At 59.3% G+C, this 17,865-nt stretch carries 22 protein-coding genes and 1 tRNA gene; 9 read left to right on the top strand and 14 right to left on the bottom strand.

Going from position 1 to position 17,865, the window contains the following annotated elements; all coding sequences use genetic code 11:
- Positions 1-10 precede the first annotated feature (10 nt).
- A complete protein-coding gene (locus AC3WOY_RS07290) occupies positions 11-2,290 on the bottom strand; it encodes a putative bifunctional diguanylate cyclase/phosphodiesterase (protein ID WP_492422222.1) in 2,280 nt (759 codons plus the stop codon).
- Between the two features lie 112 nt (positions 2,291-2,402).
- On the bottom strand, positions 2,403-3,200 hold the full coding sequence (locus tag AC3WOY_RS07285; RefSeq protein WP_492422220.1) for a type IV pili methyl-accepting chemotaxis transducer N-terminal domain-containing protein: 798 nt from the start codon (positions 3,198-3,200) through the stop codon (positions 2,403-2,405).
- 270 nt (positions 3,201-3,470) lie between these two features.
- Here AC3WOY_RS07285 and AC3WOY_RS07280 point away from each other — a divergent pair, with 270 nt between their 5' ends.
- Genes AC3WOY_RS07280 through AC3WOY_RS07270 form a run of 3 tightly spaced genes read left to right on the top strand, consistent with a single transcriptional unit; the run spans position 3,471 to position 5,302 of the window.
- Positions 3,471-3,863: a PA2779 family protein gene (locus AC3WOY_RS07280; RefSeq protein WP_492422218.1), complete on the top strand. Its 393-nt coding sequence runs from the start codon at positions 3,471-3,473 to the stop codon at positions 3,861-3,863.
- Between the two features lie 48 nt (positions 3,864-3,911).
- Positions 3,912-4,832, top strand: a complete 921-nt coding sequence (locus tag AC3WOY_RS07275; protein WP_492422216.1) for a PA2778 family cysteine peptidase — start codon at positions 3,912-3,914, stop codon at positions 4,830-4,832.
- Between the two features lie 56 nt (positions 4,833-4,888).
- On the top strand, positions 4,889-5,302 hold the full coding sequence (locus tag AC3WOY_RS07270) for a hypothetical protein (RefSeq protein ID WP_492422214.1): 414 nt from the start codon (positions 4,889-4,891) through the stop codon (positions 5,300-5,302).
- Positions 5,303-5,346: 44 nt separating this feature from the next.
- Here AC3WOY_RS07270 and AC3WOY_RS07265 read toward each other — a convergent pair.
- The 3 genes from AC3WOY_RS07265 to AC3WOY_RS07255 all read right to left on the bottom strand — a co-directional run bounded on the left by AC3WOY_RS07265 (position 5,347) and on the right by AC3WOY_RS07255 (position 6,045).
- Positions 5,347-5,423, bottom strand: a tRNA-Met gene (locus tag AC3WOY_RS07265).
- Positions 5,424-5,488: 65 nt separating this feature from the next.
- Positions 5,489-5,743, bottom strand: a complete 255-nt coding sequence (locus tag AC3WOY_RS07260) for a hypothetical protein (RefSeq protein WP_492422212.1) — start codon at positions 5,741-5,743, stop codon at positions 5,489-5,491.
- Positions 5,744-5,793: 50 nt separating this feature from the next.
- A complete protein-coding gene (locus AC3WOY_RS07255) occupies positions 5,794-6,045 on the bottom strand; it encodes an oxidoreductase-like domain-containing protein (RefSeq protein ID WP_492422210.1) in 252 nt (83 codons plus the stop codon).
- Between the two features lie 174 nt (positions 6,046-6,219).
- On the opposite strand from AC3WOY_RS07255, the gene AC3WOY_RS07250 reads away from it, so the two are divergent.
- Both AC3WOY_RS07250 and AC3WOY_RS07245 read left to right on the top strand, forming a co-directional pair.
- The gene (locus tag AC3WOY_RS07250) at positions 6,220-6,756 is read left to right on the top strand and encodes a DUF2939 domain-containing protein (RefSeq protein ID WP_492422208.1); all 537 of its coding nucleotides are present in this window, start codon (positions 6,220-6,222) and stop codon (positions 6,754-6,756) included.
- A 95-nt stretch (positions 6,757-6,851) separates the two neighbouring features.
- Positions 6,852-7,868: a Bug family tripartite tricarboxylate transporter substrate binding protein gene (locus tag AC3WOY_RS07245; protein WP_492422206.1), complete on the top strand. Its 1,017-nt coding sequence runs from the start codon at positions 6,852-6,854 to the stop codon at positions 7,866-7,868.
- A 114-nt stretch (positions 7,869-7,982) separates the two neighbouring features.
- Here the strand turns inward: AC3WOY_RS07245 and AC3WOY_RS07240 are convergent, their stop codons facing one another.
- The 3 genes from AC3WOY_RS07240 to AC3WOY_RS07230 all read right to left on the bottom strand — a co-directional run bounded on the left by AC3WOY_RS07240 (position 7,983) and on the right by AC3WOY_RS07230 (position 9,355).
- Positions 7,983-8,303 (bottom strand): type II toxin-antitoxin system RelE/ParE family toxin, encoded by a 321-nt coding sequence (locus tag AC3WOY_RS07240; RefSeq protein WP_492422204.1) that lies wholly within the window; start codon positions 8,301-8,303, stop codon positions 7,983-7,985.
- Positions 8,303-8,563 carry a type II toxin-antitoxin system ParD family antitoxin gene (locus tag AC3WOY_RS07235; protein ID WP_492422202.1) on the bottom strand — a complete coding sequence of 87 codons (261 nt, stop codon included), beginning with the start codon at positions 8,561-8,563 and terminating at the stop codon, positions 8,303-8,305. The genes AC3WOY_RS07240 and AC3WOY_RS07235 overlap by 1 nt, the downstream gene beginning before the upstream one ends.
- 222 nt (positions 8,564-8,785) lie before the next feature.
- Positions 8,786-9,355, bottom strand: coding sequence for a PEP-CTERM sorting domain-containing protein (locus tag AC3WOY_RS07230; RefSeq protein ID WP_492422200.1), 570 nt, complete (start codon positions 9,353-9,355; stop codon positions 8,786-8,788).
- 377 nt (positions 9,356-9,732) lie between these two features.
- Between AC3WOY_RS07230 and AC3WOY_RS07225 the strand changes: the two genes are divergently transcribed.
- Positions 9,733-10,749: a Fic family protein gene (locus AC3WOY_RS07225; RefSeq protein WP_492422198.1), complete on the top strand. Its 1,017-nt coding sequence runs from the start codon at positions 9,733-9,735 to the stop codon at positions 10,747-10,749.
- A 95-nt stretch (positions 10,750-10,844) separates the two neighbouring features.
- Positions 10,845-11,630 carry an alpha/beta hydrolase gene (locus AC3WOY_RS07220; RefSeq protein WP_492422196.1) on the top strand — a complete coding sequence of 262 codons (786 nt, stop codon included), beginning with the start codon at positions 10,845-10,847 and terminating at the stop codon, positions 11,628-11,630.
- A gap of 93 nt (positions 11,631-11,723) precedes the next feature.
- Here AC3WOY_RS07220 and AC3WOY_RS07215 read toward each other — a convergent pair whose 3' ends face one another.
- The 6 genes from AC3WOY_RS07215 to AC3WOY_RS07190 form a co-directional block, all read right to left on the bottom strand.
- Positions 11,724-11,957 carry a DUF3563 family protein gene (locus tag AC3WOY_RS07215; protein WP_492422194.1) on the bottom strand — a complete coding sequence of 78 codons (234 nt, stop codon included), beginning with the start codon at positions 11,955-11,957 and terminating at the stop codon, positions 11,724-11,726.
- Positions 11,958-12,130: 173 nt separating this feature from the next.
- Entirely contained in the window at positions 12,131-12,382 is a 252-nt protein-coding gene (locus AC3WOY_RS07210) for a hypothetical protein (RefSeq protein WP_492422192.1), read from the bottom strand.
- Between the two features lie 39 nt (positions 12,383-12,421).
- A complete protein-coding gene (locus tag AC3WOY_RS07205; protein WP_492422190.1) occupies positions 12,422-13,054 on the bottom strand; it encodes a YqgE/AlgH family protein in 633 nt (210 codons plus the stop codon).
- Positions 13,055-13,276: 222 nt separating this feature from the next.
- Complete coding sequence (locus tag AC3WOY_RS07200) at positions 13,277-13,798, bottom strand: REP-associated tyrosine transposase (protein WP_492422188.1); 522 nt, start codon at positions 13,796-13,798, stop codon at positions 13,277-13,279.
- A 102-nt stretch (positions 13,799-13,900) separates the two neighbouring features.
- Positions 13,901-14,020 carry a ParA family protein gene (locus AC3WOY_RS07195; protein WP_492429225.1) on the bottom strand — a complete coding sequence of 40 codons (120 nt, stop codon included), beginning with the start codon at positions 14,018-14,020 and terminating at the stop codon, positions 13,901-13,903.
- 44 nt (positions 14,021-14,064) lie between these two features.
- On the bottom strand, positions 14,065-15,816 hold the full coding sequence (locus AC3WOY_RS07190; RefSeq protein WP_492422186.1) for a glutamine--tRNA ligase/YqeY domain fusion protein: 1,752 nt from the start codon (positions 15,814-15,816) through the stop codon (positions 14,065-14,067).
- 273 nt (positions 15,817-16,089) lie between these two features.
- On the opposite strand from AC3WOY_RS07190, the gene AC3WOY_RS07185 reads away from it, so the two are divergent.
- On the top strand, positions 16,090-17,211 hold the full coding sequence (locus tag AC3WOY_RS07185) for a hypothetical protein (RefSeq protein WP_492422183.1): 1,122 nt from the start codon (positions 16,090-16,092) through the stop codon (positions 17,209-17,211).
- A 92-nt stretch (positions 17,212-17,303) separates the two neighbouring features.
- Positions 17,304-17,786 (top strand): cupin domain-containing protein, encoded by a 483-nt coding sequence (locus AC3WOY_RS07180; RefSeq protein ID WP_492422181.1) that lies wholly within the window; start codon positions 17,304-17,306, stop codon positions 17,784-17,786.
- The last annotated feature ends 79 nt before the right edge of the window (positions 17,787-17,865 follow it).

The raw sequence follows: 17,865 nt of genomic DNA, 5'->3' as shown, positions 1-17,865 counted from the left end.
GTGCTTGCGGCTACTGGGTGTGATGAACCAGGGAAGGGACCAGCAGCCGCTCGAACTGCTCCGGCGGCACCGGGCGCGAAAACAGGAAGCCCTGTCCGAAGTCGCAACCCGCGTGCTTCAGCCAATCGCATTGTTCGGGCGTTTCGACACCTTCCGCAATGACCTTCAGGCCGAGCTTGTGCGCCATTACGATGATGGTCTCCGCAATGGTCCTGCTGGTGTTGTTGGGTGTCGTGCCGCGTATGAAGGACTGATCGATCTTGAGGTAGTCGACGTCGAACTTCTTCAGGTAGGCCATGGAGGAATAGCCTGTACCGAAATCGTCGATCGCCACCTGGATTCCCGCATCGCGCATGTTGAGCAATTGCTCCGCGGTCGCCGACGAGGTGTTGAACAGCAGGCCTTCCGTGATCTCCACCGAGATGCTGTTCCATGCCAGACCGAACTCGCTCAGGTGGCGGCCCCAGTTCAGCGCGCCCTTGCGCTGCATGAACTGGATCGGCGATGCGTTGACGCTGACCTGGAACAGCGATCCGGTCATCTCGGTCCACCGTTTCGACCAGGCGGTCGCCTGCATGAATACCCAGTTGCCGATTTCATTGATCAGGCCACTCTCCTCGGCCAGGCCGATGAATTCCGATGGCGGCAGCATGCCTTTATGCGGATGATTCCAGCGCAGCAGCGCTTCGCCCTTCGTGATCCGTCCGTCCGCCAGTTCCACGACCGGCTGGAAGTGCAGCTGCAGCTCGTTGCGCGGCAAGGCATTGCGCAACTCGCCCATCATCGTGATGCGGTGCCACGCCTGTTCCTGCATCGACCGTGTGAAGAAATGGAATTGGTTACGCCCGGCATTCTTCGAGACATACATCGCCTGATCGGCATTGCGCACCAGGCGTTCCGGGTCGTCGCCATCGTCGGGATACACAGTGATGCCGATGCTTCCCGAAATGTGGACACGTTCCTGGCCGAGGTCGAACGGCCGGGCCAGCACGTCCAGGATTTTCTGCGCAATGTCTTCGACGTGGGCCCGGCTTTCGAGATCGATCAGGATGACCGTGAATTCGTCCCCGCCCAGCCGTGCGACCGTATCCACGGCACGCACGCAGGAGCGGATGCGGTTGGCGCATTCGCGCAGCAGCTTGTCGCCGGCATCGTGGCCGAGCAGGTCGTTGACTTCCTTGAAGCGGTCGAGGTCGATGAACAGCAAGGCGACCGGCTTGCCGCTACGCTTGGCGCCCTGCACTTCCTTTTCCAGCCGGTCGCGGAACAGGTTGCGGTTGGGCAGGCTGGTCAGCGAATCGAAGTTGGCGCGCCGCAAGGTCTCCTGTTCGGTCGAGATGTCGATGGTCGTGCCCACCATCCGGGTGGCCCAGCCTTTCTCGTCGCGTTGGACCACGGCGCCTCGCGACAGCAGCCATTTCCAGCTGCCATTCTTGCAGCGCACCCGGTATTCCGCGGAAACAAACGGAATGCGTCCCTGCAGGCAGGCCATGGTGTTCGCCCTGATCCGCTCCTGGTCCTCCGGATGCGTGATCGCCAGCCAGTTGTCCAGGCGGGTGCCGATCTCGTTCTCGTCATAACCCAGCATGGCCCTGCCACGGGCGGAAAACACGAACCTGTTGCCCGGGATATCCCAGTCCCACACGCCGTCTCCGGCGGCTTCCAGCGCGAGGTGAAAGCGCTCCTCGCTGGCACGCAAGGCTTCGCGCGCTTGCACCTCCTTGGTGACGTTGTGGCCGAAGGCAAGAATGCCGGCAACGGAGCCGTCCGCTGCAAATATCGGTTGGTACATGAAATCGACATAAGCCTCCACCAACGGTGCGCCAGGGGAAGGCTGCAGTTTCAGCCTGTACGCTTGCCCCGCATAGGGCTGCCCGGTGGCGTAAACCTGGTCCAGCAGCTGGATCAGTTTGTGTCCGGCGGCATGGGGAAAGGCGTCCAGTACCGGCATGCCGATGATCCGGCGGTGGCACACCACCTTGTAAAAGGGCTTGTTAACGATTTCGAAGATATGCGTCGGCCCGCGCGTGACGCAGATGCCGCCCGGGGCGCGGTCGAACAATTCCTGGATCGGCATCAGCCTGGCCTGGCTGCTTTCGTCGCGCGCATCCTTTCCGGTGGCATTCGGAAAGACTTCGAAAACGGAACGTCCCGCAATATTGTCACGCAAGAGCGACCATGCGGCCAGGAATGCATCCGTTGCACCGACGATCGTCAAATCCTCTGCCAGCATCAGCAGCGATTTCGTGGATGCATTGAACGCCGATAAGTCGTCGCTGGCTCGTGTCATACGCCGCCCCTTCAAAGATGGCAGGGGGTGTCGTCATTGGGCGCTGCTTTGGTTCGTATAGTTCCATATCAAAACCGGCAGCTTGATTTCGGACATTTTTCATTCTGCGCGGTTACACCAACTTCTCATAAAACCCGGTAATCCTGTCCATCGTCTCCAGGATGCGTTCGCTGGTGGTCGCAACATTCGTCGCCAGTTGCCGCTTCATCGCTTCGGCATCCACGCGGGCACCCAGCGCGTTCTCGAAAAACACCCATTGCTGCCGGGCCAGCTCCAGCTCGCTCTTGATCTGCACCGTATTGTTCGGCACGCCGGAAAGCACATCCAGGGCATCGACAAACTCTTTGCGGGCGGTCGCCAGTTTGCCTCTCGCATCCGCAGGCGCGATGTTCCAGTTGATGGCCTGGTAGAACTTCGCCATCCTTTGCGACAGCATGCGCTGCCTTCCCGACAGGTTGACCAGGCGCCCGGCCGCAGTCGGCGATGCCTTCTCCAGTTGCACGGTCGCCGTATGCGCGAGTGTCAGCACGTCGTCGCTGGCCGCCATGACAAAGGCCGCGTCCTTCGGATTCGGCGCGCGCCCGACCAGCACTTCCTTGTAACGCAGCCAGACCTTTTCCAGCTCGCCCAGCGTCGCCTTGTTGTCCGGCGACGGCGCGAAGGCCTTCAGTTCGACCAGCTGCCGGTCGAACAAGGCCAGCGACGTATCCAGTATGTTCCGGGAGCGCTCGAGGTCGATCGACTGGCCGATCTGCAAATAGCTTTTTGCCAGCCGCTGGGACAGCATGCGCTGCCGTCCGGCCTTGTTGATGGCGTCATTCAGATTGACGATCTGTGCCGACGCATGCCGCATCGTCACACTCCCTGCACCGGCGAGCAAAGCGCCGACGACAAACTGCCTTCTGTTCATTTCTTCTCCATGCTGAATACTTGCGGCCGCAGCCGCGTTCTTGGTGGAAGAGCAATATTTATTCCATTGGCGACAGTGAGATCATGCTATCGCTTGCACCAAATTTATTACGCTCATTAAGCTACAGCTGCACCGGGCTGGGGCATTGCCGCTGCTCATGTCGTTACATTTGTTACGGTTGTGTAATTCTTTGTCATGCCGATAAACAATATACTTTCAATAACATTCCCCGCGTCGTCCCTCGCACCCACTTAACAGAAAGGAGTGGCCATGCTTAAAAAACTCAAACAAGTGTTTATCTCTTTCGTGATCATGTCGTTCACCTTCGTCGGCTTCACGCAATCTGTCCACGCCGCGATGATCAGCACCGAGCAAGCGGTCGCTGCCCACACTTCCCAGCAAAACAGGGAAAGACTCGCGGCGGCACTTGAACGTCCCGATGTCGCGGCCGAACTCGAACGGATGGGCGTCGACAAGAGCGAAGCGCAAGCGCGTGTCGCCGCCATGAGCGATGACGAAGTGGCCGCCATGGCAGGCCGCATCGACAGCCTGCCGGCAGGCGGCGACATCATTGGCGCGATTGTGTTTGTTTTCGTGCTGCTGCTGGTGACCGACATCCTGGGCCTGACCAAGGTCTATCCGTTCACCCGCTCGGTCCGTTAAGCGCAAGCTTCAATGCGACCCGGCAAGACAAGCTTCCGGCATCGATGGATGCCGGGAGTTTTCATTCTTCTGGCGGTCTTGTTGACCGGCTGCGCCACGCACACCCGCGCACTGCTGCAGGAAAGCGCCATCCGCTTGCCGCCGCGCGCCGAACTGGCGTCGACGCCGTTCTACCCGCAAGAGCGTTACCAGTGCGGCCCTGCCTCGCTGGCCATGTCGCTGGCCACCGCGGGCGTCGATGTCACGCCCGACGCATTGAAACCGCAGGTCTACGTGCCGCAACGCGAGGGCAGCCTGCAGCCCGAGATGCTGGCCGCCGCACGCCGCAACGGCGCTGTCGCCATGACCATCCCGCCCAGCCTGGATGCCTTGCTGACCGAACTGGCCGCAGGCCATCCTGTGCTCGTCCTGCAAAACCTCAGCCTCTCCTGGATGCCGCTCTGGCACTACGCGGTAGCGATCGGCTATGACCTTGAGCGGGAGGAAATCATCCTGCGCTCCGGCACGACCGAGCGCCTGGCCATGTCGATGTACACCTTCGACAAGACCTGGGAGCGCGGCAATCGCTGGGGCATGGTCACCTTGCCGCCGGGCCGGTTGCCGTCAACGTCCGGGGAAAGCACAGTGGCCGATGCGCTGGTTTCCTTCGAAAAGACAAGCGATCCAGGCCGTGCGCGCAAGGCATACGCATCGGCATTGCAACGCTGGCCGCATAACCTTTCCCTGCAAATGGGACTGGGCAATACGGCCTACGCCGCCGGCGATCGCAGTGCCGCTGCTGCGGCATTTCGCCAGGCCACGCAAACACATCCGGACAATGCACCGGCCTTCATCAACCTGGCGACGGTGCTCCTTGAGCTAGGGGAAGTGAAACAGGCGCGCCACGCAGCCGAAAATGCACTCGCCCTGGGCGGTCCCTGGCGCGAGGCGGCCGCTGCAACCTTGCAGGCCATCAAGAACAGGAAATAGGGGGCAGCCAGAACGTACAATGATGTTTTGAAAGCACATTGATAACAAAGGAAAAAATGCTCTCGGAAACATCGCCCCTCGCGCATAAATGGTCGACCCTGCAGAACAACTATGAGCAGTATGAAAAAAGCAGCCTGCTGATCAAGCTGGGCGCCACTGCCGTGTTTGTCGCCAGCCTGGCATTGGCACTGGACGCGGCGATCACCGTTGCGGTGATGCTGATATTGTGGGTGCAGGAAGGCATTCTCAGGACAGGCCAGTCGCGTCTCGGCGACAGGCTCCTGCGCATCGAGCAGTTGCTGCGACAGGCCACGCCGCAGGTCGCTTACGCCTGCCAGCTGCATACCGAATGGCAGGCGGCACGTCCGGGATTCGGCGGATTGCTGGCGGAGTATGCGAAAAGCATGCTGCGTCCCACCGTGGCATTTCCCTATGCGGTATTGACGCTGCTGGCGATCGCACGGGCCTGAAAACAAAAGGCCCGGCTGCACATGCGCCGGGCCTTTCCTGTATCTGGTTGCGGGGACAGGATTTGAACCTGTGACCTTCGGGTTATGAGCCCGACGAGCTGCCAGACTGCTCCACCCCGCGTCTGAGGGAGCGAAGTCTACCGACAATGATGTCGGAAAGCAAGCAGAAAAGCAGACGACTTTTATTTATCCGAGAGATTTCAGCGAAATGCCTTGCTCCGGCGTCCCCTCCAGGTAGTCATGGCCCGCATTCGTCAGCCGCCAGAAACCGCTTTCCGATTCGGCGACCCAGCCCTTGTCGGAAAGCAGGTGCAGATGATGGCGAACGACCGCCTGGTCCGTGTTCAACCGGTTGGCAATTCCTGTGGCATTGAGCAGCGGTTCCGGCGCCTCCAGCAGCTTTCCAAGAATCGCTTCCATCAGCATTTGATCTCGCTTCATGGCTTTGAAAATGGCAAAAAAGAGTGATCTTAACGGAATTGGCTGGGCATCTAGCCTTGGATACCGCTTTCGCCGCCGGCTTCAAGCAAGATCGCCCGTACTTGCCCGCACCAATATCCAACCGCGTGGAGATAACCCTCCCATACGCAACCATTGCAGCCGCGACCGCAACAGCTTGCCGGCTCTTCCGGCGGAGAGCGAAAGGAGATCTTCCTTTGCGCCAGTTGTGCGCCGAGGTCCGTGACCCATTGCCGGGCTTGTGCTGCGTTGGAGGGCAAGGGGCTGATGGAGTCGTCGCTCATAGGTTTGTGCAGCAGGCGCACGTGGCGCGCCGGCCCGAAGAAAGTCAATCGTGCAGCAGTATATCGGTCTTCGGGACACTCCCGAAATTGCCCCGGTCCAGGCGAAATTTGGCTATAGCCATAAGCAGTTATCATCCCGTAACCACCCCTCTCGTCCCAGCGATGCCAACAGAAATGCATACCCAAAGAAAGATTATCGTCATCACTGCCGCGATTGTCCTCACACTCGCAATCACCAGTATCCTGAGCCCCTGGTGGACGCTCCACCGCATGCGTTCCGCCATTGAAGCCCGCGACTACAACGCATTCTCCTCCCACGTCGATTACCCATCCCTCCACGCAAGTTTCAAGGGCCAGCTGCTCGCAAACGGCAGCACGAAGAAAGACAACGAAAGCATTCTCGGCGCATTAAGCGAAGGCATCATCGGAACGCTGACCGGTACTGCGCTCGACGTCGTGCTCGGTCCACCCGGCGTCATCGAAATGATCAACCGGGGTACGCCCACGATCACGCGCGCGGTGATCTCAAGCTCGATCACAAAGGTACCCTCGGCAGAAGAACCGCCCGCCGACCTGAAGGCGACCTATCGCGGATGGAGCAGGGTGGCCTTTCGCGGGGCAGAAGCACCCGAGGAAGACGGCAGCTTCATTCTCGTGCGCAGCGGCCTGTGGCGCTGGAAGCTGGCGGAGGTCGACCTTCCCGAAAAATGAGCCGGCCCTGCAGGGGGCGCGAATGAACAATAAAATATTCCCCTGCTCAAGCCGATAATCCTTGAACAGCCCCTTCCAACCCAGCAACGAATCCCATGCGCGCCATCACCTCGAAAACATCGTCCTCCGCGAACGAAGGAAGACGCACCCTGATCAAGACCATCCTCGTTTCCGTCGCGCTGTCCTGCAGCGCCGTCGCCGCGCAAGCGCAAACCTGGCCGGCGAATCCCATCAAGCTGATCATTCCGTTCCCGCCCGGCGGCGGCACCGACATCCTGTCCCGCATCGTCTCCAACAAGCTTGCAGAGGCCAACAAGTGGACCATCGTCGCGGACAACCGCGGCGGTGCGGGCGGCACCATCGGTCTCGCCGAAGCGGCCAAGGCCGCACCGAACGGCTATACCCTCGTGATGGGCCAGAAGGACAACATGGCCGTCGCGCCGTGGCTCTACAAGAGCCTGGCCTATGATCCCCTCAAGGATTTCACGCCTGTCGCGCATGTCGCGTACACGCCGGTTGTCATCGTCACTGCCGCCAACTCCAGGTTCAAGACGCTGGCCGATGTGGTGAATGCAGCGCGCAGCGCACCCGGTACGATCACCTATGGTTCACCGGGGAACGGCACGACGATCCACTTGGCCGGTGAAGAGCTCAACGTCGCCGCCAAAATCAAACTGGTGCACGTGCCTTACAAGGGAGCGAGCCCGGCGATGGTCGATGCGATCAGCGGCACGGTGGACCTGGCACTGTCTTCCGTTCCCTCCGCACTCGGCCAGATCAAGGCAGGCAAGCTGCGCGCGCTGGCGGTGACGTCGGCCAAGCGCAGTACGTCGCTGCCGGATGTTCCTACCGTGGCGGAATCGGGATACAAGGGCTTCGACGTCAGCACATGGTATGGTCTTTTCGTGCCGGCGGGGACGCCGAAAGACATCGTGGTGCGGATCAACAGCGATGTGAACAAGCTGCTGGAAACGGCTGAAATGAAGAACGCGATTCACGCGCAGGGGGCGGAACCGCAGGCAATGACGCCGGAGAAGTTCGCGACACTGCTGCAGGCGGATTACCAGAGCATGAAGGAAATCGTGAAGCAGGCGGGGGTGAAGATCGAATAAGCGTGTGCATCAACAAAAAGCCCGGTACCAGACCGAGCCGGTTGGTTAACGTGTTGTTGTGATCCCTAAAGAAAAACCCTCAGATTCGCGTCTGAGGGTCTTTTTTTGTTGCTATTAGGACTTCACTCCAAGTACACGCCACCAGTCCTGCGATGAGTGAAGCACACGCACGATCGATACACCGTCAAGGCCTGGAAGATAGAAAATCAGGAAGTGATGAAAGTCCTTCACACTCCACTTACGCATGCCTGCAAGGGCAGGATGCCGAAGATTCAACGGCGAGCCCATCATGGGTTGTTCGGCTAAGTCCTCAAAACTGCCTTTCGCGTTCACGAGGAAGCAATCAGCAGTTTCTTCGCTCGCCTTTTCAGCCAAATAGACGTAGTGCTCGATCAGATCACGTTTTGCAGTGTGCCTTGTCGTTGCTATAGGCATTAGCGTCGATTCTTTCGTTCTTGGACCTTGGCAAGAGCTTCCTTACGTATTGCCTTCCAATCATCTGCCGTCAGAGCCGTTTCTTCACTGTTCAGACCTTCCAGCAGCAAAGCTTCAAGTTGATCTTCGGCCTTGCGCTTTTCATCAGCTCGAATCAGTTCTCGAACATATTCACTGGCGCTGCTGTAGCGACCTTTTGCGATCTCGCCGTCAACAAAGTGCTTTAAGGGATCGGGAAGCGAAATGTTCATGCTTTGCATAATGGAAATCCTCCTTCACTTCCATAATACTCCTAATGGCAGGAAATGGCAAAGACTGCCATTTCGACGCAGGGCGCTCTGGATCAAATTTTTTCTCCACACGTAAAATTGAAGAAGCCCCGACATGCGGGGCCTCTATGAAATTCAAACACCTGAAAACAACACGTTAACCAACCGGCTCGGGTACCAGACCGGGCTTTTTTTCGCGCGATAGGGCTGGTCTCAGGCGCGGCGACGCAACCCAAAGACGCCCAGCAGCCCGATGCCCAGGAGCGCCATGCTTGCAGGCTCAGGAACTGCTGCTGCAGATGTGGTGATCTGGAAGCTTGCAGTGCCGCCGGAAAAGTAAAAGATGCTCGACGTGTCGTAGCCGATGGACAGGCTGTTCGACGTGAACGACAGCGTCGGCACGATGCCCTCGTCGGTAAGGTTATTGGACAACAACGAAAGCCCGGTAATCACCTCGCCGCCGCTGAAGAGGATATTGGCAACCTTCGCGGTGAAAGTTTGAAAGTCCCAGGTGTCCTGCGACAGCAGGGTCAGGATATTGGTAGTCGGATCGATGTCCACATAAACGACACCGCCGCCCCAGCCGGACGGGTTGGAGAGCGATGCGCTCCCGTTCAGTTCGATGCCACCGCCGACAGCCTGCCCCGACGATTCGAGGACCTTCGGGCCGGCAGCGGCGCAGCAATACGGCAAGTCCGATTCGTTTCTGAAATCGGCCGACAGGATCGTTGCATTTGCGACTGCGCTCAGCATGAGCATTGCCGCAATGAAGAGTTTTTTCATGGAATCTCCTTGATAAAAAGAAATGCCATTTTAGCAATATCCATGTTTGAAAGGGTTTTCTTCTATTTCAATTGTTGCAATTGATGCTTGTTGCCAAGGTCAGAAGCTCCTTTTGCAAATAAGTCGGCAAAAAATTCTAATGTCCCCTTTTTGTTTTCCTGCTAAAGTCATTAAAAATTAATGACTTATGTAGTAAAAATATTGGAAAATAAATCGGCAAAATGCACGACTCTCCTCAGCATTTTGAGCCTCTTCTGCCACTCGTACACCTGGACGAGCTCTACGACCAGGCGACTCGTATCGTGCAGGCTGGACTAAGTCTCACGTCGGCAGCGCACCCCACGGCACGGACCACTATTCGCGAACTTGTCCGGTCAATGAATTCGTATTACAGCAATAGAATCGAGGGGCAGGGCACGCATCCGCTAAACATCGAACGCGCATTACACCAGGACTTTTCGCAAAGGCCTGACGTTGCAAAATTGCAGCGCATTGCACTCGCGCATATCGAAGCCGAGAGAGAACTTGAGGAGCGCGTGAAAGCTGGCGAAACACCTCTTGCTTCGAATTTCCTTATCTCGGCACACACAGCGCTGTACGCTCGACTCTCGGAAGCCGACCGAACCCTTGACGATGGTTACATTGTCGTTCCGGGAAAACTGCGTCACGAGTCCGTAGAGGTTGGTCGACACGTTCCGCCAACTGCGGAGTCGATGCCCAGATTTCTTGCTCGGATGGACGAGGTATATGCGAAACCCAAGGGCTGGGACGCGCGACTGATAGCAATCGCATGTCTCCACCATCGCGCAGCCTGGGTACACCCATTCCGTGACGGCAACGGCCGCGCAACGCGCCTGCAAAGTCACTGCGCACTATGGGCTCTATCCGATGGCCTGTGGTCACCGAGCAGAGGGCTGGCACGCGCTCGCCAGGACTACTACGCCTACGTGCACAATGCCGACGCGCCCAGGCGCGGTGCATTGGATGGACGGGGCAACCTCACTGCAGCCGGTTTGACAGAATGGGTCAAATTTTTCCTTTCAATATGCGAGGACCAGGTCACTTACATGGCTCGCATGCTTGAGCTGGACGGGATGAAGCGGCGAATCGAAGCTCTCGTGAGATTCCGTGCCGCGCATGATAAAAGCATGCGAGTGGAGGCGATTCTTCCCCTCTACCACGTCTTTGCTGCCGGCCCCGTTACACGAGGAGAATTCGCCCAGATGACGGGACTGGGGGAGCGCACTGCACGCTCGCTGCTGTCCAGGCTGCTTGCGGCCAAACTGCTTGCAAGTGACACGCCGCTTGGGCCTGTGCGGTTTGGGTTGCCACTCGATGCGCTTCAGTTTCTCTTTCCTGAGCTGTATCCAGAGGTCGATGTTCGACTGGAGTAAGCAATCGGGTAGAGGGGCAGTCTCCGATTGCAAGGGAGAATGAGTGTGTGAATGCATAGCCAGATTCCATTCTCTCTAGCCATAGGGGAGGTGAATTGAAATACATTGGATTTGTCATGGTCGCGGTCGTTGTCCTTGTATCGTTCCTCCTTTACATGAGTCAGGACAAGCTGCTGCTCTTTCCCATGCCGGAAGATCCCCATCGCACCAACCTCGCCATCCCGGGTGCCGTTCCCTGGCACGAGCAGGGCAGCTACCGCGGCGTGGTGTTCGAGCCGCCAGGGACAGCACGCGGCACGGTGCTCTTCTTCCACGGCAATGCGGGTGCCGCGCAATACCGAGCCATCTACGCGCGCAGCATCACCGCACAAGGTTACCGCGTTGTACTCCATGAATATCCCGGCTATGGCGCTCGCCCCGGTAAGGCGACACTGCGCGCAGCCTTGACGGCGGCGCATGAAGATGCAGCACTGGCACGCGCGTGCTGGACGGGAAGGATGATCTTAATGGGCGAATCCCTCGGTGCCGGATTTGCGGCGCAGGTCGCGGCGGACAATCCGGGAAAGTTCGACGGCATCGCCTTGTTCACACCGTGGACGAGCCTGTCCTCCCTGGTGAACGAGAAATTCTTCGGCATTCCGCTATCCGTGCTCCTGCGGGAACGCCTCGACACCCGCGCGGCGCTTGCCACCTACAAAGGGAAGGTGGCGATCATCGGCGCCGAGAAGGACGATATCATCCCCGTGACGCATGCCCGTTCCCTCGCCGCGATGGACACTGCGCGGCATTACATTGAACTGAAGGGCGTCGGCCACAACGACTGGTTCGACGCGCTGGATGACGGGGACTGGGCGCGGCTGCTCGCCGCGCTGTTGGAGTGAGCGCGCCATCGAGCAGAAAGAGAAAGCGGAGGACTCAATCCTCCGCTTTGGGCTACCGGCTTCTCATTGAACTGCTGACTGAAACGCTGACGTTCAGGTTGTCCAGAACACGTTGTGCTGGCGTGCGTGATCCAGTTCGTGCATCCGGCATTCCAGGTCGGCGAGGTCGGTCGATTCAGCGAGATACGCCTCTTCGCGTTCGCGCTCGCTCTCAACGATGCTGTGGCTCAGCGAATCCCCGAGGTGTTCGAAAAAGTCGTGGGTAGCGTGACCTGCTGCGCGAACTGCATCTGCGATCACATGCGGCATATTGGATACGGCTGACATTTTATTTTCCTCTTGAAGTACTTTGGTTTGCACTCCCAGTGTAGGAAGCGATGCACCAAAATTGCACTTTCGATTGGGAATTTCAGGTATCTGTTTGGTGAATATGAGCCGAATTGGCACGTCGGGAGGCGCTTACCTAACAGGCGCCCCGTACCTGCGTACCGAGCCAGCTTTTACTTCATCCATGTCTTTTTCATAAGCCGGGAAATCCTCACCCCGCCATAGGACAGAAGGAAGCCAATGCCTATCGCCGTGAGGGATTCCAGGTCAGATGCAAGCCCTGGATTGGTCTGGCCGGTCAAATGGAAATAGAACGTCCACAACGCTTCGGAAAACGGAATGGAGATCAGGGCGTTTCCCCACCAATAGATGAAGGTAAAGGTGCCGGCAAGCAGGACAAGCCAAACGAGGATGCGGAGCTTCATAAATCAAGGACGCGACCCAAGTCGTGATGGAAGTACCGGTCAACGCAATGCAAGCAAAGCCGCCTGTTCCGGATTCGCTTTCGCTTCCAGCGCCGTGGCGCGGGTGATCATTTCCTGCCACAGCTTTTCCGGCGCCTTGCTGAATACCGTTTCCGGATCGACCTTGAGCACATGCCACGCGCCGCGACCGATTTCCGCTTTCAACTGACCGGCAGCCCAGCCGGCATAGCCTCTGAAAACACGCAAATCCTGTGTCGGCGCTTCGCGGCGAAGCAGCCCGGCAAGGATCTCGGGGCTCATGCTCATGTAGAGGTCGTCGACCACATGCAGCGCTTCATTCGCCTTCAACGGCGAACGGTAAATGAAGACCAGGGTATGACCGGAAACCGGACCGCCGAAATAGAGCCTGTCCGGCGCATTCTGCAAGCGGGGATTGCCGGGAAACAGAAGATCGAGCCCGGTCGGCATGGGGCGGTTGATAATGACGCCGATCGTGCCGCGACGGCCGTGGTCGGTCAACAGCAGAACCGTCTGCCGGAAGTTGGGATCGCGCATGCCCTTGCTTGCCACGAGCAGGATGCCTTTTTCTGCGGGTTCGGCTGCACGTGTGACCGTGACCGGCAAGAGCAGCGGTAACACGGACAGGAGGAGCAGGTAGCGGGACGTTTTCATTGGAATCGTCGGATGTGGCGGGTTGGCTTTGACGATGATAGCAGTATGGATGCGCGTTCGGCACCGGGTTGGAGAGATTCAGTCGTGCGGAAGAGTGGCGACGGTCGAGGGAGAAAAGGTGCGTGAGACGCACCCTGGGCTTGCTGCATTTCGCAGCACATGGGCCTTAGCGCATTCGTCGCCATTTTCGACAAAGAAGTACGACACATGCGAGGGGCAACATCAGCGTGGTTCCGCTAATCCCCAATCCGACGAATAAACGCCACCCTCCACGAACCTGTGAAAGGTTGAATACGGCCAGTCAGCCGTGCGAGCGACAAGCCCGTGCTTGACCGGATTCCAGTGAATGTAATCGACATGCCGCGCAAAATCGGTGTCGTCACGAATTTGATGTTCCCAGAATCGGCGTTGCCACAAGCCCGATTCATGACGCATGGTGCGTGAAGCAGAAATGTTCTCGACGCCAAACGAATCGCCGCATCGCTGGGAAACGTATCGCTTCATTTTCGACCATCGCATCGAGAAGTCGGCGTCACCTTGCGGCAACGTCCAGATGCAATGCAAATGATCGGGTAAGAGAACCCATGCATCGATGTCGAACGGCGCCGTCAGGCGAGTTTGCTGGATCGCTTCCCGTAATGCTTCCCGCACCGGCGCTTCCGTCAATACAGGAATTCGCTGCAAGGTATTGACGGTAAAGAAGTACGTACCACCAGCGAGATTCGCGCGTCGATAATTTGGCATGCGCCACAAGAAGTAGGGTGCGCCCTGCGCACCGGTTCGGAGAAAGTCATACGTGCGGAAGTATAACGACCTCCGAGGGGGAAATGGTGCGTGGGACGCACCCTACGCTTGCTGGGGGTCGCAGTCAACGAGCAGCACCCGCATCTCAAATTTCGTTGCAAGCAAAGATGCAAGGTTGCAGGTAAGGGTGGTTTTACCGACGCCACCTTTGTTATTGAACATGGATAAGGAAATCACTACAGGCTCCTAGTATTCGGGTTAAACAATTACTTCCCCCAACTATCCTTCAACGTAACCACCCGATTAAACACCGGCCTGGTCGCCGAGTGATCCACCCGATCCGCCACAAAGTACCCATGCCTCTCAAACTGAAACTTCTCATCCCCCACAGCATGCCGTAACCCCTGCTCCAGATAAGCCGTAATCACTTCCTTCGCATTCGGATTCAACGCCTGCTTGAAATCCTTCCCTCCCGCATCCGGATTCGGATCGGTAAACAGCCGGTCATACAAACGCACTTCCGCTTCCAGTGAATGCGTCACGCTGACCCAGTGAATGGTGCCCTTGACCTTGTAATTGTTGGCGCCTTCGGTACCGCTCTTGGAATCAGCAAAGTAGTTGCAATGCACCGCAACCACATTCCCGTTCTCATCCTTGTCGCACCCGGTGCACTCAACAACGTAGCCGTACTTCAGCCGCACCTTGTTCCCCGGGAAGAGGCGGAAGTAGCCCTTGCTCGGGACTTCCATGAAGTCTTCCGCTTCAATCCACACTTCCTTCGTAATCGGGAAGGTGCGATGTCCACGTTCCGGATGATGCGGATGAACCGGGGCGCTGCATTCGTCGGCGAGGTTTTCCGGGAAATTGTCGATGATGAGCTTCAGGGGCTTGAGCACGGCGATGGCGCGGGCGGCTTTGGGGTCGAGGTCGTCGCGCAGGGCGCCTTCCAGGGTGCCCATGTCGATCCAGCTGTCGGACTTGGCGACGCCGGCGCGCTCGCAGAACAACTGGATCGCTTCCGGTGTGTAGCCACGGCGGCGGATGCCGACGATGGTGGGCATGCGCGGGTCGTCCCAGCCGTCGACGATCTTTTCTTCGACCAGTTGCAGCAGCTTGCGCTTGCTGGTGATGGCGTACGTCAGGTTCAGGCGCGCGAATTCGGTTTGTTCCGGCAGCGGGCGCTTGAAGAAGCCGCCTTCGGCCAGGCGCTCCAGCACCCAGTTGTAGAAGGGGCGGTGGTCCTGGAATTCGAGCGTGCAGAAGGAGTGGGTGATGTATTCGATTGCGTCTTCAATGGGGTGCGCGAAGTCGTACATCGGGTACACGCACCACTTGTCGCCGGTGCGGTGGTGGTGCGCGTGGCGGATGCGGTAGATGGCCGGGTCGCGCATGTTCATGTTGGGCGAGGCCATGTCGATCCTGGCGCGGACGATGTGTTGGCCGTCCTTGAATTCGCCGAGCTTCATGCGGCGGAACAGGTCGAGCGATTCTGCCGCCGGGCGGTCGCGGTAGGGCGAGTTCTTGCCGGGCTCGGTGAAGTTGCCGCGGTTCTTGGCCATCTCTTCGGCGCTCTGGCTGTCGACGTAGGCGTGGCCGGCGCTGATGAGGTACTCGGCCATCATGACCATCTGGTCGAAGTAGTCGCTGGCGAAATAGAGGTGGTCGCCGCCGCTGTCCTTCCAGTCGAAGCCGAGCCATTTGACGGCGTCGAGGATGCTGTCGACGTATTCCTGTTCTTCCTTGGTCGGGTTGGTGTCGTCGAAGCGCATCGTGCAGCGGCCGCCGAAGTCGCGCGCCATGCCGAAGTTGAGGCAGATGGATTTGGCGTGGCCGATGTGCAGGTAGCCGTTGGGCTCGGGCGGGAAGCGGGTGACGACCGTGGGCAGCGGGTTGCCGTTGGGATCGGTGCGGTTGGCGTACTTGCCGGCGGCGAGGTCGGATTCGATCAGGCCGCGCAGGAAATTGGACGGCGCCGCGTTTTCGGTGGCTGCTGTTGCGTTTTTGGAATCGTTGCTCATGAAATCGGGGGGAATGCTCGGTAAATGGTGGTTTAACCGGCCATTTTACCGTAGCGGGGGAGGGGCGGGCCTTCTGTCGTTCGCCGCGCAACACCCGGATCGGGTGTTTGAGAAGCCTCAACAGCGTGCACCCACTTATCGCCAAACTGAGTCCCGAACCCGCCCCGACGCGGGGTGACGGCAGGCCTATAGAGTCCTGCCGCGTTTTCGCCTGAGCTGCCGGATGCCCGGTGCAGCACACGCAGGGAGCCCTTCCTTTTGGAGACAGCAAGAATGCCAAGAATTGGAATCGCAGTCGCGGCCATCGCCGCAGTGTTGTTGGCCGCGTGCGGCGGCGGAACACCGGACCTCGGGTTGACTTCCACATCGACCACGCAGTTGCGGCCGACGGTATGGACGTCGGAGGGCCGGGCGTTCAACAGTTGCAGCCTGAGCCCGGAGTGTTCGGGCAATCCTTATGCACCGTTCTTTGCCCGTTCGACCGTGGCGCCGCCGAGCGGTGCGACGCTGAGCGGTATCGTGCGGCTGGAGGTGCGCGGCAACGAGATGGCCAATGTCGAGTTGTTGCCGGGCACCGGGTATTTGCCGCGCTATGGCGTGTTCAATATCACAGGCGACAGGACCGTGGCCTGGATGGACCTGGACACGACGCGCCTGCCGAACGGGCCGATCACCATGCGGGTGAGCGCCTTTGACGTGGCGGCGGGGCAGCCGAACGCGCGCGAGATCGTGGCCATGCCGGCGCGCACCTGGAACATCAACAATGCGGCGCCGCTGCCGCCGGGATTCACGGCGGCAGTCACGTCCGCGCCCGCGGACGGGGCCGTCGTCAGCGGCATCGCGCGGCTGGAGATCCGGGGCAGCGGCATTGCCAATGCCGAACTCCTGCCGGCCACCGGTTATACGCCGCGCCTGGCGACCTTCAATGTGTCGCCGGACCGGACGATGGCCTGGCTGGACCTCGACACGCGGACCTTGCCGGACGGCGTGCGTGACGTGCGGATCAGCGCCTACAACGTGACGGAAGGGCAGGCCGGGGCGAGCGAGGCCATCGCGATGCCGGCGCGGCGGTGGACGGTGAGCAACGGCACGGGCGCGTATACCGCCACTGTGACGATGGCGCCGGCCCATGGCGAAATCATCAGCGGGACGGTGCGGCTCGAAGTGCGCGGCAGCGGGATGAAGAATGTGGAGCTGCTGCCGGCCAGCGGCTATCTGCCGAGGCTGGGCGTGTTTTCCATCCCGGATCCGGCCGGCACCTTTGCCTGGCTGGACGTGGATGCGGCTGCCCTGGCGAACGGGCCGGTGCGGATCAGCGTCTTCGATGTGGCGGCGGGACAGCCGAATGCGCGGGAGATCGTGGCGATGCCGGCGCGGCAGTGGCAGGTGCGATAGGGTAATCAGGAGGAGGGCGTGATCCGGGCGGCTGCGGCCGCCCGTTTTTTAGGCGACGATAATGTTCGGATTCATCGCATGAAAGGACTGTCATGACAGAAGAAAGAAAACCCGTTGCCATCGTCGCCGGAGAGGCGCCGCCGCGGATGAAACCGTCCAACTATCCCGAGCCGTTTGCCTCGATGATGTCGGGCAGGGTGAAGCGGCCGCTCGGCGACCTGTTCGGGCTGGGCAATTTCGGGGTCAACCTGACCACGCTGCATCCGGGCGGGGTGTCCGCCCTGCGTCATGCGCACAGCAGGCAGGACGAGTTCATTTTCATCCTCTCCGGCACGCCCATTCTCTGCACGGACGAGGGCCGTACCCCGTTGCGGCCGGGCATGTGCGCCGGATTCAAGGCGGGGACGGGCAATGCGCACAGGCTGGTCAACGAATCGGCGGAGGAGGTGGTGTACCTCGAGGTCGGCGACCGCACGCCGGGCGACGAAGCCAGCTATCCGGACGACGACATTGCCGCGCAGATGATCGACGGCGCCTGGAAGTTCGTGCACAAGGACGGTTCCGAATACGCGTAGCGCGCGAAGGCGGGAATCCATGCCGGGTTCACGACTTGACCTGCCTGTGGATTCCAGCCTTGGCAGGCAATGACGGGGA

Source organism: Noviherbaspirillum sp. FW303-A3 (assembly GCF_058788695.1).
This window is presented reverse-complemented; position numbering and strand designations above follow the sequence as displayed.